Genomic DNA, 16,214 nt, shown 5'->3' on the forward strand with positions numbered 1-16,214 from the left:
AAGGGAGGATTCATGCATGAACCATGCTAGGAGAGTAGCCCTAGTTTCCTTCGCGACTCTGATGACCTCAGCACTCGTAGCGTGCAGCACCCAACCGGCATCCAAGCCGGCACCTGCAGATAAGCCAGCTGCGGCTCAGACCGATGCGAAAGCGGTAGAACCGAAAACGCTTACACTGCTGACAGGGACAACCGGTACGGCGTATCCGGCACTACAGGCGGTCGCAGCGGAGGCCGAGAAGAAGTTGAATATCAAGATTAAGTTTGATATTAAGCCGGATGGCACGGAAGGCGATAATCTCGTGAAAACGCGTCTGGCTACCGGCGAAATGTCGGACATCCTCTTCTACAACTCGGGCTCTTTGTTTCAGGCGCTTAATCCCGAGGAAAACTTTGTGGATCTGACCAAAGAGCCCTTCATGGATAAGGTCATGGATTCCTTCAAATCCGTGGTTACGGCGAATGGAAAGGTGTACGGCGTTCCTGGCGGCTCCTCCAACGTAGGCGGGATCATGTACAACAAGAAGGTGTACAAGGACCTCGGACTAACGATCCCCAAAACCTGGGCGGAATATATCGCCAATAATGAAAAGATCAAGGCCGCAGGCAAAATCGCCGTCATCGGCTCATACAAAACCACATGGACGTCCCAGTTGTACGTGCTGGCCAATGAATATAACGTGGTACAGCAAAACCCGAACTTTGTGACGGACTATACCGGTAATAAAGCTAAATTTGCCAACACGCCTACGGCGCTTCGCGGCTTTGAGATGACAGCCGAAACGTTCCAGAAGGGCTATATGAACAAGGATTTTCTGGCTACCACCTATGATGGTGGACTGAAGCTGCTGGCCGAAGGCACCGGGGTGCATTATCCGATGCTGACCCATGCGGTGGATGCGCTGGCCCAGAACTTCCCGGATAAGATCAAGGACATCGGGGTATTCCCGGTGCCGAGCGACAACGCCAGCATTAACGGGTTTACGGTATGGATGCCGAGCGGGCTGTATATCAATAAGAAGAGTAAAAACGTCGATGCCGCGAAAAAATGGCTGGAGTATCTCATTTCTCCTGAGGGCATGAAGGTTTATATGAGCAAAAGTAAGGCGAACGGCCCTTATGTCATCAAAGGCATTAATGTGCCGGACGACGCTTACGATGCGATCAAGGAAATGCAGCCGTTCTTTGATTCGGGTAAAACGGCTCCGGCACTGGAGTTCGTATCACCGGTCAAAGGTCCGAACCTGGAGAGCATTCTGATCGAGGTCGGAACGGGGCAGAAATCGGCGGCCGACGGTGCGTCCGATTACGACAAGGATGTCAAGAAGCAGGCTCAACAGTTAAATCTGAAGGGCTGGTAACGACGCGCTGAAATAGAATCCGGATCGGTCCTGCACATGTCGATGCTGCAGGACCGGTTGTCCTAAAGGAGTGAAGCACGTGAGCTTGGCGCAAAGGAAAATGTACTCCTACTTGTTCTTGCTGCCGGCGGGCATTATTTATTTCGTCTTTTATTTGCTGCCGACGATTATGTCATTATTTTTCAGCTTGACCCGATGGACCTTGACCAAGTGGCAATTTATTGGCTTTGAAAATTACACCATGTTTTTCGAGGAGTCGTCTTTGCGAATCGGGTTTCGGAATACGATTATATTCGCGGTCGTGACCTGCGGCTTGAAGGTGGTTCTCGCTCTCTTGCTCGCCACGCTGCTCACCTCGCGCATTTGGTTCAAGGATTATTTCCGCTCCATGGTCTTTTTCCCGACGCTGCTCAGTACCATTGCCGTGGGGATCGCCTTTAGTACGATGATGCATCCGACTCAAGGGGTGATCAATACAGCACTGGCCTCCTTTGGCATTCAAGGGCCGGACTGGCTCGGAAACACCAAGATCGCCTTGCTGTCCGTCGCGCTCATCGATGTTTGGAAGGGCGTCGGCATCGCCACCGTGATTTATATTGCTGGTATTATGTCGATTCCCCAGCATTACTATGAAGCGCTGCGCATCGACGGGGGGAGCTCCTTCCGCAGCTTTTGGCACATTACTTTACCGCTGAGCAGACCGGCTATGAACTCGGTGATTATTCTGGCTTTTATCGGCGGTCTGAGAACGTTTGATTTGATTTGGGCCACTACGCGGGGAGGGCCGGGCTTCTCTACCGACCTCATCGCTTCGATTATTTATAAGCAGTACCAAGCCGGCTTCTACGGTTTAGCGACCGCAGGCAATGTGATCTTGTTTATCGGCATTTCCCTGCTCGCATTCCCGCTGTATATGTTCCTCAGCCGAAGAGAGGTGGATCTATGAACAGCCTGGCTCGGGAATCCCATGTGGCTTCAGCTAAGGCGGGCACGCGCTGGCAGGTCGTTACGAGCAAAGCCTTGGTCAGTCTGATTTTGTTCATCCTGTCCACGATTGTGTTCTGGGTACCTTTTTACTTCGTGATCGTCAATTCGTTCAAGACGAGCATGAAGGCAGCCGAAATGAACATGCTCTGGCCGGAAACCTTGAACATTCTGGACAATTATAAAACCGTGCTGCTCACGGCGGACGGCATGCTGATTCGCGCGTTCTACAACAGTACGCTGCTGACGATCTTTTCTTTAGTCGGCATGGTTTTCGTTAGCTCGCTCGCCGGCTTTATTCTCCAGCGCAGGGAGCGGGGAAGGGCCGCCTCCGTACTGAATTTTCTGGTGCTTGCCGGACTGATGATTCCACCTGCGGTTGTGCCCACCATTTGGGTGCTGAATACGATCGGGCTGTTTAAAACGATGACCGGGCTTACGATGGTGGAAATTGCCCTGCACTTTCCGTTCTGTGCCATTTTGTACAAAGCGTTCACGGCCACTGTGCCCAAGGACATTGACGAGAGCGCGTTTATCGACGGCTGCGGGGGCTTCAAGCTGTTCACCCAAATTATTTTTCCTCTGCTGAAGCCGGTCACGTCCACTATTGTGATTATTCAAGCGGTCAGCGTGTTTAACGATTTCGTCAATCCGCTCTATTTTTTGCCCGGGTCGGACAACGCTACCGTGCAGCTGACGCTTTATAACTTTATGAGCATGTATTTAACCCAATGGAACCTGCTTTTCGCCGATGTCGTACTGATTTCCATTCCACCTTTGGTTCTGTTTTTGTTTTTTAACAAGCAGATCGTGGCTGGGATGACCGCTGGTGCGGTGAAAGGATAGCGTGATGACACCCAACATTCTTCTAATTATGGCTGACCAGCTGCGCTACGACTGTGTCGGCTTTGCCGGCATGTCTCCGGTGGCCACCCCGAATATCGATCGACTGGCAGCGGAAGGGATGAGCTTTGCAACGGCTTTCAGTCCTATCCCAGTCTGTGGACCCGCTCGGCAATCGCTTGTTTGCGGGCGAAGAGCGGAGACGTTCGGAGGGCTGTGGAATGCCGGCATCGCCTGGAAGGTGAGTACACTTGCGCCGAGCGCCTACTCGTGGGCCCGTACGCTTCAGGAGCATGGATACCGCAGCGGCTATGTGGGCAAGTGGGACGTTCATCCGACGCTGGACCCCACCCATTATGGCTATGACGAGTTTGTCGACAGCCGGAAGCTTTATGCGGAAGCGCTGCGGGCACAGTATCCGGACGTTGAGTATACGGGCGGCTATCTGGGGGAGGTGGACCCGCTGCCGCTCGAGGACACGCTTAGCCATAGAACCTCCTCCGAGGCAGGGAAGCTGCTGCAGAGGCTGGCGGCATCCGGCGGTCCGTGGCAGCTGCGTGTGAACTTCGACGAGCCCCATCTGCCCTGCCGACCGACCGCGGAATTCGCCAAGCTTTATGATGCGAGGCAGATAGCCCCGTGGGGCAGCTTCGCGGAAACCTTCGCGGGCAAGCCGTACATTCAGGCCCAGCAGCTTCACAGCTGGGGGATTGAAGACTACGGCTGGGAGGAGTGGGCTCCTATCGTAGCCAGGTATTTCGCGGTCATCAGCCAGCTTGACGATGCGATCGGCCGATTGCTGAAGCAATTGGACGATCTCGGACTGCGGGAGAACACACTGGTCGTGTTTACATCCGACCATGGCGATCTGTGCGGCGGGCACCGGATGATGGATAAGCATTATGTTATGTACGAGGACGTTATTCGGGTCCCGATGGTGATGCGTTGGCCCGGAGTCATTCGCGCCGGCTCCCAGACAGAGGAGCTGGTTTATAATTTGCTCGATTTGCCGCCTACGCTTCTGCAGGCCTGCGGACTCGCCAACCCGGAGGATTGCCGCTTTCACGGTCAATCACTGGTCCCGTTATGGAAGACGGGGAGCAAAGAGCAAGCAGGAGGCTATATATCGCGTGAAGAGATCGTCTGCACGTATAACGGACAGCAATTCGGGCTGTTTACGCAGCGGATGATCCGGACCCGGGAATGGAAATACGTCTGGAATTTGACGGATGTCGATGAGCTGTATGATCTGCGGAACGACCCGCATGAACTGAACAATCAAATCGGTGTGCAAGGTCATCGAGAGCTGATCGCGGGCTTGCGGAGACGGCTATATGAGATTCTGAAGCAGGATGAAGATCCGATTGTCGCAAACCAATGGATGCAGCGGCAGCTTCTGGAGGGAAGGAAGCTTTGAACTTTTTATGTCCGAATCGAACAGTCGGTTGTCAGAATCGGCAATGCGGCCCGTTTGAAGATTGCATACAATTAGGACCAAGCAAGAAAAAAACGGTGAAATGAGGGATACATATGATCAAGTTGGGTGTCAACTCGGTATTGTTCAAGGAGTTTGATTTTGCTACGGCTGCCAAGCATATTGCGTTGTGCGGCTATGACGGAGTGGAAATCTCCGCAATCGAGGGCATGTGTGAGCATTTGGCTCTGAATGAGTGGAAATCGCAGGTGCAGCAGCTGAAAGCGATCGTTCAGGAAAATAACCTGGAGTTTCTCTCCATGGAATTCGGCTCGGTGAAAAGTGAGGAGAGACTCCTTCGCGCCTTTGAAGCTGGAGCAGAAATCGGCATTCCGATCATCAATATCGGTCCCGGCGGCAAAACAGGCGTAGAAGAGGATCTGGAGCGTTCCATTGACATGCTGCAGCGTATGTCCGACAAAGCTGCTTCGTATGGCGTAACCCTCTGCGTGAAGGCGCATGTCGGCAACGCGATCGACAATACTCCGACTACGCTGCGCGCGATGGCGGCGATCTCATCCCCGGCATTTGGGATCGACATGGATCCGAGCCATATTTACCGTGCCAACGAAAATCCAGAGGAAGCACTACCTGCAGTTCTGTCCCGAGTGAAGCACGTGCACATACGCGATTGCAAAGGCCGCCAGCAAGGACCGGGTCCGATTGAGCTGCAGGCTTGCGGACGCGGAGATATTAATCTGTACGGATACTGCAAAGCGATGGTAGACGGAGACTATAACGGACCGGTCGTGCTGGAGGTCATCGGAGCCAAGCCGGAGAATTCGCTCGCTCAAATCTCGATCGTAGCTGCTGATACGTACGGCTATCTCAACGCATGCCTCAAGCAATTGGGCGGCAGATAATCAACCTGATTTTTTAAATCTAGGAGAAGGAGTGGAACGCCATGGCTAGTAAACAACCCAACGTCATTCTTTTCGGTATCGACAGTCTGCGCCGGGATCATATGAGCTCTTATGGTTATCATCGTTTGACGACTCCACATCTGGATAAGCTGGCGGAGCAAGGGGTATTATTCGAAAAGCATTTCAGTCCGAGCATTCCCACCACCCCGGCGTATGCCTCCATGCTGACCGGAATGGACTGCTTCGGGACCGACGTCGTCGCGCTGCGCCATCAAGGGTCGCTTGGCGGCCATGTCAAAACATTGGCTGAGCTCTTGGAAGAAAACGGATACAATACGACCTGCGTTGGTTTTACAGGAAATCCGTCCTCTCGAGGCTTTCAAAACTACCTTGAATATGAAGCCTGGGTACCGGACGATCGGGCAGAGTGTCCGAAGGCGGAAAATTTAAATGACGTGGCGATTCCGGAGCTGCAGCGACTCGCGGGCGAGGAAAAGCCGTTCTTCCTTTTCCTTCGCCACATGGATCCGCACTCCCCATACTTGCCACCACGGCCTTACCGGAGGCTGTTCTACGGCGGGGACGAGAAAAATCCTGAGAACACCTCCATGGAGCCGGTTTTCAACTTTAAACCGTTCGGCGACTTCCTCAAATCATGGATTCCGAAAGATGTGACCGACCAAGAATACGTCACGGCGCTCTATGATGGAGCCATTGCCTATATGGACGCTTCGATCCAAGCGATCCTCAACGAGGTGGCGGCACTTGGTCTCGAAGAGGATACGTTGATCATCGTCACTTCGGATCACGGGGAAACCTTGTATGAACATGACTGCTATTTCGATCATCATGGACTGTACGACTGCACGCTGACTGTGCCGTTAATTATCAAGCTTCCGGGCAAGGTGGCTGCGGGCAAGCGAGTGTCGGATGTCACGCTCATTAGCGACATCATGCCTACGATGCTGGAGCTCCTGGGGATTGATGCCGGACAGCAGCTGGATGGCCGCAGCCTGCAGCCGCTCATGGCGGGAGGGAAGCTGGATCGGATCAGCGAAATGTACATCACCGAATGCACCTGGATGCGCAAGCATGGTTGGCGAACGTCAGAGTGGAAGCTGATCCGCGCGCTGGAGCCGGATTTTCATTTTAAACCGGAAGTAGAGCTGTACAATCTGGTTAAGGACCCAGAAGAAAATGTCAATGTGGCGGAGCAAGAGCCGGAAATCGTGGAGCTTCTCACTAGGCGGATGGAGGAGCATATCCATGGGCGAGAGGAAACCACACAGAGAACGAACCCGATGTATACGAATTTGAACTGGCACGGCAAGGGCGGGGGGCCATTTAGCTCGTCTCAGCAAGCTTATGACACGCTATATATTGGCGGGGTTACGAGTGCCCGCAGTCTCCAGGCTAAACAGGCCGCCGAAAAAGCAGCAGCAGCGGCTGCCACCAAAGAAGTTACGAAGTAAACGCTTCCATGATATAGAAGAATATGGTTATAATGGATATGGATAGTGACAATCCTACCAAGGAAGTGACCATTCATGAAACGCCAATTAAACAGCCGCAATTTCATGCACAATGAATTCCCCTTTTTCATTCACAGAATCCGTCACGGGGTGAGCAATACACCGGAGATGCACGGGCATGATTTTGTGGAGTTGGTGTACGTAGTGAATGGAGAGGGATGGCATCAGTTCGAGGGGAACGAGTATGAAATTCGAGCCGGGGACGTCTTTATCATTAATCCCGGAGAGGTGCACACCTACCGGTTCGAGCAGGGACAGCAAATCGAGATTATCAATTGCTTGTTCCAGCCTTCCTTGATCCGCGATACGCTGCTGCGTGAGCTGGAAATTTCCCAGTCCATGGATTACTTCTATGTCCATCCCTTCCTGAATGAAAACGAGCGCTTCAACCGCCGATTGAATCTTCAGGGTTCCCAGGCAGCATCGGCACTCGCTTTGTTCGAGAGCATGCTGCTGGAATTGAATGCGCGGATGCCTGGCTATTCCACCTTAATCAGGGTCAAAATGGTCGAGCTGCTGATCCTGTTATCCCGCCATTATTCTTTTTTGCAGCAGCCGGAGGCGTCCCGCAGAGTTGGAGATAGTCAGGTCAAGGTGCTACGCATCAAGGGTTATTTGGAACGGAACTACGATCAAAAGATCCCATTATCCCAGCTGGCGGACACGTTCAATATTAGTGTGCGCCAGTTAAATCGCATGATCAAACAGCATACCGGCTTCTCGGTGCTTGATCTGCTTCACCAGATTCGGGTCGAGCGGGCTAAGCAGCTCCTGGTTACTACCGACGACAAGGTGATCTCCGTCGCGACCGCTGTGGGCTACGAGGATCCGGCCTTCTTTAGCCGGTTGTTCGCCCGCATGGTGGGCTGCTCGCCAGGTAAATACCGGGAGAGCATAGGCTATATGGTCAAATATTGAGCTGAAAGCTCGTCATCCTGTTGGGATGACCGCTGACGGTGCGTGAATGAGGCCGGGGGCTGGTCCCCTGGCCTTTTGCTGTCGCCATGGGTGTGCCTGGGAGTAAATGGGGGGACATGGGAGTAGCTAAAATAACATTACAATATGTCCGTTTAAGCAACACGAATGGCGCAATCAACCATGAAATCCGCGATGACCGCCGTTAAGATGAAGGTAGAGTACCGTGTTTTTTGGAAGGGAGAGGAGAGATTGGCTGATATTCATACTAGTACCGTTGTAAACGCTTCCGCCGCGGTTTCAACCCTAAGTAGGCAAAAAAAGCTGAAAAAGCACCTGATCGCCTACGCCTTTTTGGTGCCGATCTTTGTGTCGATGGGGCTGTTTAAATATTACCCCTTCGTTACAGCGATACTGAAATCGTTCTACCAATGGAACGGAGCCAATATCAACAAGTTCATCGGCTTCGACAATTTTACTAAGCTGCTGAGCGACCCCACTTTCTATGCGTCGTTAAAGAATGTAACGATCTTGACCGCAAGCTTTATTGTGATCGAGCTTACTTTGCCTTTGTTTGCCGCCATTGGAGTGTTTCACGCCCATAAAAAAGCGCAGCAATGGTATCGCGTCTTGTTTCTCGTACCGCTGGTCGTGCCTTATATCATTATTTTTTTGCTGTGGCGTTGGATATATATGGGGACCGGTGTGTTAAACACCTTTCTGAGGGCGGTCGGGCTGGAATCGTGGACGCACGCGTGGCTAGGGGAAAGCGCAACCGCGCTGTGGTCCGTCATTTTTGTCAATTTTCCTTGGATCGGCGGCATTTATTTTCTCATCTATCTGGCCGGACTTGTCACCATTCCGCAGGAGCTGTTCGAGGTTGGAAGGCTGGATGGTATGACCGGTTGGCAGCGCTTTCGGCATATCGAGCTTCCTCTGATTAAGAACCAAGTTCGACTTGTCGTTATTCTTGCCTTTATACATCAGTACCAAAGCTTTGAGAATATTCTGGTGCTGACCAATGGCGGTCCCGGCTTTTCCACCCTGACTCCCGCGCTGTACTTGTATAAAAAAGGATTCGAATATAACGAGTTAGGGTATGCCTCGGCTATCGGAGTGGTCATTTTCGTCATCTTGGTCCTGTTCACGCTGGCAGCCAACAAACTGATTAGACCGGCGGAGAAGACCGAATAGGAGGCGGCAGGATGCGGAAATTTTCGTACGGGGCAGTTAGTAACCAAGTATTTCTCGGCGTGCTGCTGGTGTTAACACTGCTGCCCTTTTACATGCTCATCATCACCTCGCTGAAGCACCAGGACCAAATCATTTACCATTTCTGGACGCCCGTGCTGCCACTTCATTTCGAAAACTATGTCGGCGCCTTCAAGCAAACCTGGCGCTTTATTGGAAACTCGATTCTCATCACCGTAGGGATCATTGCCTGTGTGCTGGTCAACTCGACACTAGCCGGGTATGCCTTTGCGAGATTCCAGTTTGTCGGGAAGGGACTGCTTTATTCGCTCATTTTGGTTCTGATGATGGTACCGGCCTTTCTGCTTTTAATCCCGCAATTCATTTTGTTTAAACAGCTGGGCCTTTTGAACACGTATTGGGCGCAGATTTTCGGCCCGATGGCCGGAGCCTCTGCACTAGCCACCATGCTGATGCGGACGTTTTTCGAAGGCATCTCCGTCAGTCTGCTGGAAGCCGCCGAGGTGGAGGGTGCAGGCGACCTGCGTATTTTTGGGCAGCTGGTTCTTCCCTTATCCCAACCGGTGATTGCCACCGTGGCGATCATCAATGCGCTGACGGGCTGGAACAACTATATTTGGCCCTTAGTCGTAACGTCTGGGGACAAGGTTAGACCGATCATCCTGGCCTTAAGCAACATTAAGGGGCCGCTCGATCAGGCACAAGGCATGCAATTTGCGGGCTACGTCATCGCTGCGCTGCCTATGCTCATCTTGTTCGCTTTTGCAACGAAATCGTTCATCAGCGGCATTACGGCCGGTGCGGTGAAAGGCTGAGAGACAACATTTTATCGAAAAGGGTGGTTACCAAATGAGAACGCTTCAATCGAAATCGAAGATTCTTCGTCTGACGGCAGTAATCGCAGGGATCGCCATGCTTGGAGCCGGATGCAGCAGCAGCGGTTCTGACAGTAGCGCCGGCACGGGGAGCTCCTCTGGGGGGACGGGTTCAACCGGAGCTGCAGCTAAAACCGAGCTGAATGTCATGATCATGACCGAGGCTAATGGGGATCAAACCGAAGCGAAGGTGTGGGAAGACACCGTTAAGCTGTACGGGGAGAAAAACCCGAACGTTAAAATTAACCTGCAGCTGCAAAATTTCGGCGGCGTGGAGCAGCATCGGACCTGGGTGACGACTCAGCTGATCGGCGGCAATGCACCGGATATTTTTACTACGCGGTATATTTGGGATCAGGAGGATTTGAAAAAGGGGCTTCTGGTTGACCTCACGCCATATTACAGCAAGAAAAATCCGTATCTCGACAACAAGTCGTGGGAAGAGGTATTCCCAAAATCAATGCTGACGAGGCTGATCGGTGACGGGAAAAGCTATGCGAGCGTTCCGACGAACGTCGATTCCGTGCGGATTTTATATAACAAGGATCTGTTTGCGAAGGCTGGGATTCAGAACATCCCCAAAACCTGGAATGAATTTCTCGATGCGCAGGAAAAGCTGAAAAAAGCGGGCATCACGCCGTTCGGCTTTCCCAATACGAAGCCCGGAGACTATAACTACAGCTGGACGACCCGGATTCTGACCGAGGAATTGATCGCCAATCAGTATGATCAGATGGATGTGAACAAAAGCGGCTTCATTGAAGTGAACGAATATGCTCGCGCCGTCGATCAAGGCCTGGTGGATATTACGAAGTCCCCGTATAAGGACGTCTTCCCGATCATCAAAAACTGGAGTCAATATTGGGCCAAGGGCTTTAACGGTATCGATTTTGATACGTCGACCGACATGTTCCTCCGTGGTGACGTGGCTATGATCATGAGAACCTCCGGGCAGAGCAAGGTGGTTTACGAGTCCTCTGCGCGCAAGTTCGAGGTCGCGGCATTTCCGCTGCCTTATTTGACCAAGGAGAATCATCCGGACGCTGTCGGTAAGCTGATGGAAATTGGCGGCGTTCCGGCGGGCAATATGGCGATCCCCAAAACGATCAAGCCGGAAAAGCTGGATGCAGCCGTCGATTTTATGGCCTTCCTTACTTCACCCAAAATCCAGGGCATGCACGCCGACAAGCTCTACCGAAATCCAGCGACGTCCACGGCAGATCTTCCTGATAAGCTCAAGGGCTTCCTGTTCACCGGCGATCCGATGAAGCTGAATATTTACGGCGGTGAGGTCGACAAGAACGTGACTGAAAACAACCAGAAGCTGGGTCAGCTGTATTTGGAGGGCTCCTTGCAGGTGGATAAGTATCTCACCGATCTGAAAAGAGTCATGGTCGACGGAGTGAAGCAGAAGAAGGACGAGAACAAATGGAGCGCCGAGAACAATTACGGGATTAAATAATGTACGCTGTCCCAATCGGCACCCAAATTGGCTTAATCAGCCATGAAGCCCGGGCGGACAATCGTTAAGATAAATCTAGGCAGTAGGATGAAGCAAATTCAAATTCATTTATGGGAGGAATTTTTCTATGACATTGAAGGTGGGCGTGGTAGGCGTAGGCAATATCGGCAGCATTCATGCGGGGGTCTATAAACAGAATCCGAAGGTTGAGCTGGTCGCGGTCTGCGATATCATCAAGGCAAAAGCGGATGCGGCCGCCGAGAAATTCGGTGCACGCGCCTTTTACAGCGTACGCGAAATGCTTGACAGCGGGATCCAGTTGGACGCGGTCAGCGTCGCGACGAAAGGCGAGGAGAACGGCGGCGAGCACTTTGCCCCGACGATGGAGCTGCTCGAGGCCGGCATTCCCGTGCTTGGGGAGAAGCCGATCTCGAACCGCATTGACGAAGGCGAGAAGATGGTGGCGCTGGCTGAATCGAGGAAGATCCCCTATGCGGTCAACTTGAACCATCGATTTACACCGGCAGCGGTTCGAGCCAAGGAATGGGTCGACAGCGGACGTCTCGGCAAGCTCCATATGATCAATTTCCGCATGTGGATCAACAACCCGGCGGAATCGTCACCTTGGTTCCATCTGCGTGCTCTGCATCCGCATTCCTTCGATGTGATCCGGTACTTTGTCGGCGATGTGAAGCGCGTGGCCGCCTTCATGATGAAGGGAGAGGGAAGAAGCATCTGGTCCAATACGCAGATCCTGCTGGAATTCGAGAACGGAGCCATCGGTAATCTCGTCGGCAGCTACGATGCAGGGAAAAGCTATGGTCTAGAGCGCTGCGAGGTGGTCGGCTCCCAAGGTCGTTTCGTGCTTGAGGACGCCTGCGAGCAGCTTAGCTTCTACCCGCGTCATAGCATTGAAACGGAATCGTACAGCTACCTTGGGGGGATGCGCGCATTCAACGAAACGTTCAAAAGCCGCATCGACGCATGGGTAGATCAGCTGGCAGCAGGAGCGGCCTACAATGAAATCAGCGCTTCCGGCCGGGATGCGCTGAAGGTGCAGAAAATCATCGAAGCAGCGATCAAGTCATTCGAAACCGGTCAAATCATTGAACTGTAAGGGAGATTCGCGATGATTAAAGTCGCCGTAATCGGAGTCAATAACATAGGGAAGATCCATTGCAAATTTTATGCCCAAAATCCCGATACCGAGCTGGTCGCAGTTTGCGACTTGCTGGAGGAACGGTCCAATGCGGCGGGAGCAGAGCATGGCGTCCCGGCCTACACTGATATGCATCGGATGCTGGAGGAGAGGGAGATCGACCTCGTGGTCGTCGCCACGGCCGGTGTAGAGAAGGGCAGCCACCACTTCGCACCGGCTATGGCCGCCATCTCTGTCGGAAAGGACGTGCTGGTGGAGAAGCCGCTCTCCAACAGCATCGAAGAGGCCCGGGAGATGGTGCGCCATGCCCGTGAGATCGGGGTTAGGCTTGCCTGTAACCTGAACCACCGATTCACTCCAGCGGCACATAAAGCCAAGGCTCTAGTTGAAGCCGGCAATCTAGGCAGCACGCTGTTCGTCAACATGAAGCTGACCATCGGCAATCCATCGGATGCGACCGAATGGTTCCATATGCGGGCGCTGCATCCGCATTCCATCGATGTCATGCGCTACTTCGCCGGAGACATTCGGCGGGTGCAGGCGTTCATGACCAAAGCACCCGGCCGAACGGCCTGGTCTACCGCCTCGGTCAATGTGGAGTTCGCTTCCGGTGCCGTCGGGCACCTGACCGGCAGCTACGACGCTTCGATGCGCCATCCGATCGAATATTGCGAGGTCGCTGGTCATCAGGGCCGCTTCGTGATCGACAACGTGTATGAAAGCTTGACGTTCTATCCGCACGACCGCGATGAAACAATGGTGTTTCGCAACCCGATTTTCCGCGGCATGCAGGGCTTTGACGATACGTTTAAGCATCGGATCGAACGGTTAATTTCTCAAATCAAGGCTAATGTATCCCCTGACCAGATCGACGCCTCAGGTGCGGACGCTCTGGCTGCGCAAGAGGTGATCGAGGCTGCCATCCGTTCGCACCAAAATGGCGGAGTCGTCATCGAAGTTCCTTCGATACATGGTTAGTTGTCCGCTATTGGCGGATCCGGGCTGTCCCAAAGGGTCTATCTATAGACCCTAGGGGCAGTTTTTTTGCATTATAGTCATTTCAGGTCCGAATCGACCAAGGGGATGGCGAAATCGGCAATGCGGCGGATCCAGCGGGGAGCTATGATGGAATTAAGCTGGGATAAGCCTGCATAAGGGATGGGATCCAATGCTCAAAACAAAAATGTTCCTCTCATTTTCCATGGTCTCCTTATTCATTGTCGGTATTACATGCGGTATCTTTTATTGGAAATATACGAACGATATTCAGAATCAGAGCCTGGCGCTGTCCGGAATCATCTCCAAGCAATTTTCGGAGACCGTGGATATCTACATCCGGAACATTGAGGAGCTGTCATTAGCCGTGTCGATTTCACCGCCGGTCCAAACCAATCTGCTGAATTATATAAGAGCGACTAGTGAAGTGGAAAAAGAAGTTATTGGCTATCGATTAAATCCGTTTTTATTCGATTTTTCTTATCCCAAGCCTTATGTGCAAGGCATTTCCATCTACACACCGGACGGTTTTGTTTATGATTATACCAAGCGGCTCGATTCGGATACGTTGGCGACGTTTTCGGTTCAGGAGCTATCCCAATTTAAGGAGACGCTGCTCAATCAGAAGTTCATTTTGATTCCTTCCATTTTGAATTCCAGAGATGGAGCGCAGGAGCGGATCGTTGCCTTCATTCGAAATATTAATCGAATTCCGACCCAGCAAGTGATCGGATACGTGAACATCCATATTGATGTAAACGCCTTCAATTCATTAGTGCTTGCCAGCACCCAAGCTAACGTTATTGAGCAAACGATGCGGCTGCTGATTGTGGATAGGGACGGCACCGTTATTTATGAAAACGGCAGCAGTGGAGTAGGGGAAGCTACTGCTAGTGGATCCTTCGATAGCAGTGCGCTGAAGAACGGAGCAGAAGGGGAGCTGATCTGGAAGGGGGCACCCTACTTGTACACCTACAAGGCATCCGACTATACCGGGTGGAAAACCATTATCCTTATGCCTAAAGCCACCATCCTTGAGAAGCAAAACCGAATTCGGACGATCGTCATCTTGGTCGGTCTTGTTACGATGCTGCTGATTGCCGTCGTTTCCTATACGCTGTCCCATCAAATTACACTGCCATTGCAAAATATGATGCGTAAAATGTCCAGTGTAGAGCGCGGTAATTTCCATCAGCGAATGAGCTATACGGCCAATAATGAGATTGGCAGGCTTAGCCGGATGTACAATTTAATGCTGGATAGTATTTCCCGGCTTATTCATGAGGTGTACGAATCCAAGCTCGCCGAAACCAATGCCCAGCTGTCAGCGCTGCATGCTCAAATCAATCCTCATTTTTTGTATAATACGTTGAACGTCATGAAATCCATCAGCCGCTTGCGGGGGCTCGAGGAGGTCGCAGAAATCTCGGAGTCGCTGGCTTCCCTGTTTCAATACAGCATGAAAAATCTGCATCAACCGGTTACCCTTCGTGAAGAGATTGAGCATATCCTAAACTATTTCAAAATCCAGCAGCACCGCTTTGGAGGCCGGATCCAGCTTCACTGTGATATTCCAGAGGAGCTGTTGCAAGCTTTACTTCTGAAGCTAACCATTCAGCCATTAGTTGAAAACGCGGTCAATCATGGCCTAAAACGGATGAGGTCAGGGGGAAGAGTCCACATCCAAGCGACTCAAGCCGGAGATTTGCTTGTCGTTACGGTAACGGATAATGGAATTGGCATGGAGGAGCAAGCGCTGGAGCAGCTCAATACAAGGCTGGGAACCATGGCCCCGCTGCAGCAGACCTCTATGCCTAGTGAAGGAATCGGACTGCTCAATATCCAGCAACGTATTCGGCTTTTTTATGGCAGCTCCCCGAGCTATGGGGTGAGGCTTACGTGTCCGGTAGAAGGAGGGATGTGTGTAGTGATGGCCATTCCTTATCGCAACGAGTCTGGCCAGCAATAAAGCATTGTCTTTACTGGTACAAAGTGCCTGAACGAATTACCACTAGGGATTAAGGCACTTGGTACAAACGGCAACGAATCCACGCTAAGTGCAATTTGCGCGGTACCGCTCACGGCTGATACCGCGAACTGATTATATTTAAGAGCTTGCCGGGAGAATACTTGGCAGGCTCTTTTCGATGACAAGATGTTGTCATCCAAATTTCAACCTCATTTCAAAGGATTGCCACCTCTGCAGATGCTGTCGCTTTTTCTATGATAAAAGAATTAGAAGGCGAACAAGTAACATAGGGAAGGGGATTAAGAAATGAAATGGTTGAGAAAACTGGCATGAGAGCATTCAAACCGGCTACAGCTCCGGGCAAAATGACGAAATGATAACCGTAATTCGTTAGCAGCATTATAATTTTTACCAATGAGAGGAAGCTATGAGAAACTCTACCCATTTTTACTGCCATTTGTGCAGAGTTCTACATCCTAACGAAAAATCGACATACATATTTAAAACCGCTTTTAGAAGAACTGGAAGTCACGAGTACTCTGTAGGTAAATGTAAGGACTGTCATATGGC

General features: G+C 51.9%; 13 protein-coding genes. All 13 read left to right on the forward strand.

Annotation, left to right across the window (positions count from 1 at the left end):
- The first annotated feature begins 16 nt into the window (after window positions 1-16).
- The 13 genes from FPZ49_RS19940 (at window position 17) to FPZ49_RS20000 (ending at window position 15,644) form a co-directional block, all read left to right on the forward strand.
- Window positions 17-1,360 carry an ABC transporter substrate-binding protein gene (locus tag FPZ49_RS19940; protein WP_144850194.1) on the forward strand — a complete coding sequence of 448 codons (1,344 nt, stop codon included), beginning with the start codon at window positions 17-19 and terminating at the stop codon, window positions 1,358-1,360.
- Between the two features lie 100 nt (window positions 1,361-1,460).
- Complete coding sequence (locus FPZ49_RS19945; protein ID WP_391563843.1) at window positions 1,461-2,306, forward strand: carbohydrate ABC transporter permease; 846 nt, start codon at window positions 1,461-1,463, stop codon at window positions 2,304-2,306.
- Complete coding sequence (locus tag FPZ49_RS19950; RefSeq protein ID WP_144850198.1) at window positions 2,303-3,190, forward strand: carbohydrate ABC transporter permease; 888 nt, start codon at window positions 2,303-2,305, stop codon at window positions 3,188-3,190. The genes FPZ49_RS19945 and FPZ49_RS19950 overlap by 4 nt, the downstream gene beginning before the upstream one ends.
- Window positions 3,191-3,194: 4 nt before the next feature.
- Window positions 3,195-4,604: a sulfatase-like hydrolase/transferase gene (locus FPZ49_RS19955; RefSeq protein ID WP_144850201.1), complete on the forward strand. Its 1,410-nt coding sequence runs from the start codon at window positions 3,195-3,197 to the stop codon at window positions 4,602-4,604.
- Between the two features lie 113 nt (window positions 4,605-4,717).
- On the forward strand, window positions 4,718-5,524 hold the full coding sequence (locus FPZ49_RS19960) for a sugar phosphate isomerase/epimerase family protein (RefSeq protein ID WP_144850203.1): 807 nt from the start codon (window positions 4,718-4,720) through the stop codon (window positions 5,522-5,524).
- Window positions 5,525-5,565: 41 nt separating this feature from the next.
- On the forward strand, window positions 5,566-6,996 hold the full coding sequence (locus FPZ49_RS19965; RefSeq protein ID WP_144850204.1) for a sulfatase family protein: 1,431 nt from the start codon (window positions 5,566-5,568) through the stop codon (window positions 6,994-6,996).
- Between the two features lie 75 nt (window positions 6,997-7,071).
- Complete coding sequence (locus tag FPZ49_RS19970) at window positions 7,072-7,974, forward strand: AraC family transcriptional regulator (RefSeq protein WP_144850206.1); 903 nt, start codon at window positions 7,072-7,074, stop codon at window positions 7,972-7,974.
- Window positions 7,975-8,223: 249 nt separating this feature from the next.
- Entirely contained in the window at window positions 8,224-9,165 is a 942-nt protein-coding gene (locus tag FPZ49_RS19975; protein ID WP_186445932.1) for a carbohydrate ABC transporter permease, read from the forward strand.
- An 11-nt stretch (window positions 9,166-9,176) separates the two neighbouring features.
- Window positions 9,177-9,998 (forward strand): carbohydrate ABC transporter permease, encoded by an 822-nt coding sequence (locus tag FPZ49_RS19980; protein ID WP_144850210.1) that lies wholly within the window; start codon window positions 9,177-9,179, stop codon window positions 9,996-9,998.
- 34 nt (window positions 9,999-10,032) lie between these two features.
- Window positions 10,033-11,520 (forward strand): ABC transporter substrate-binding protein, encoded by a 1,488-nt coding sequence (locus tag FPZ49_RS19985; RefSeq protein ID WP_144850212.1) that lies wholly within the window; start codon window positions 10,033-10,035, stop codon window positions 11,518-11,520.
- A 127-nt stretch (window positions 11,521-11,647) separates the two neighbouring features.
- Window positions 11,648-12,637: a Gfo/Idh/MocA family protein gene (locus tag FPZ49_RS19990; protein WP_144850214.1), complete on the forward strand. Its 990-nt coding sequence runs from the start codon at window positions 11,648-11,650 to the stop codon at window positions 12,635-12,637.
- Window positions 12,638-12,649: 12 nt separating this feature from the next.
- Entirely contained in the window at window positions 12,650-13,657 is a 1,008-nt protein-coding gene (locus tag FPZ49_RS19995) for a Gfo/Idh/MocA family protein (RefSeq protein ID WP_144850216.1), read from the forward strand.
- A 190-nt stretch (window positions 13,658-13,847) separates the two neighbouring features.
- Window positions 13,848-15,644 carry a sensor histidine kinase gene (locus FPZ49_RS20000; protein WP_144850218.1) on the forward strand — a complete coding sequence of 599 codons (1,797 nt, stop codon included), beginning with the start codon at window positions 13,848-13,850 and terminating at the stop codon, window positions 15,642-15,644.
- Window positions 15,645-16,214: the final 570 nt, after the last annotated feature.

The organism is Paenibacillus cremeus (assembly GCF_007786445.1).
GTDB classification, from domain to species: Bacteria; Bacillota; Bacilli; order Paenibacillales; family NBRC-103111; genus Paenibacillus_G; species Paenibacillus_G cremeus.

Coding starts and splice junctions, on each gene's coding strand:
- FPZ49_RS19940 (WP_144850194.1), top strand. CDS start 17: ATGAACCATGCTAGGAGAGTAGCCCTAGTTTCCTTCGCGACTCTGATG.
- FPZ49_RS19945 (WP_391563843.1), top strand. CDS start 1,461: ATGTACTCCTACTTGTTCTTGCTGCCGGCGGGCATTATTTATTTCGTC.
- FPZ49_RS19950 (WP_144850198.1), top strand. CDS start 2,303: ATGAACAGCCTGGCTCGGGAATCCCATGTGGCTTCAGCTAAGGCGGGC.
- FPZ49_RS19955 (WP_144850201.1), top strand. CDS start 3,195: ATGACACCCAACATTCTTCTAATTATGGCTGACCAGCTGCGCTACGAC.
- FPZ49_RS19960 (WP_144850203.1), top strand. CDS start 4,718: ATGATCAAGTTGGGTGTCAACTCGGTATTGTTCAAGGAGTTTGATTTT.
- FPZ49_RS19965 (WP_144850204.1), top strand. CDS start 5,566: ATGGCTAGTAAACAACCCAACGTCATTCTTTTCGGTATCGACAGTCTG.
- FPZ49_RS19970 (WP_144850206.1), top strand. CDS start 7,072: ATGAAACGCCAATTAAACAGCCGCAATTTCATGCACAATGAATTCCCC.
- FPZ49_RS19980 (WP_144850210.1), top strand. CDS start 9,177: ATGCGGAAATTTTCGTACGGGGCAGTTAGTAACCAAGTATTTCTCGGC.
- FPZ49_RS19985 (WP_144850212.1), top strand. CDS start 10,033: ATGAGAACGCTTCAATCGAAATCGAAGATTCTTCGTCTGACGGCAGTA.
- FPZ49_RS19990 (WP_144850214.1), top strand. CDS start 11,648: ATGACATTGAAGGTGGGCGTGGTAGGCGTAGGCAATATCGGCAGCATT.
- FPZ49_RS19995 (WP_144850216.1), top strand. CDS start 12,650: ATGATTAAAGTCGCCGTAATCGGAGTCAATAACATAGGGAAGATCCAT.
- FPZ49_RS20000 (WP_144850218.1), top strand. CDS start 13,848: ATGCTCAAAACAAAAATGTTCCTCTCATTTTCCATGGTCTCCTTATTC.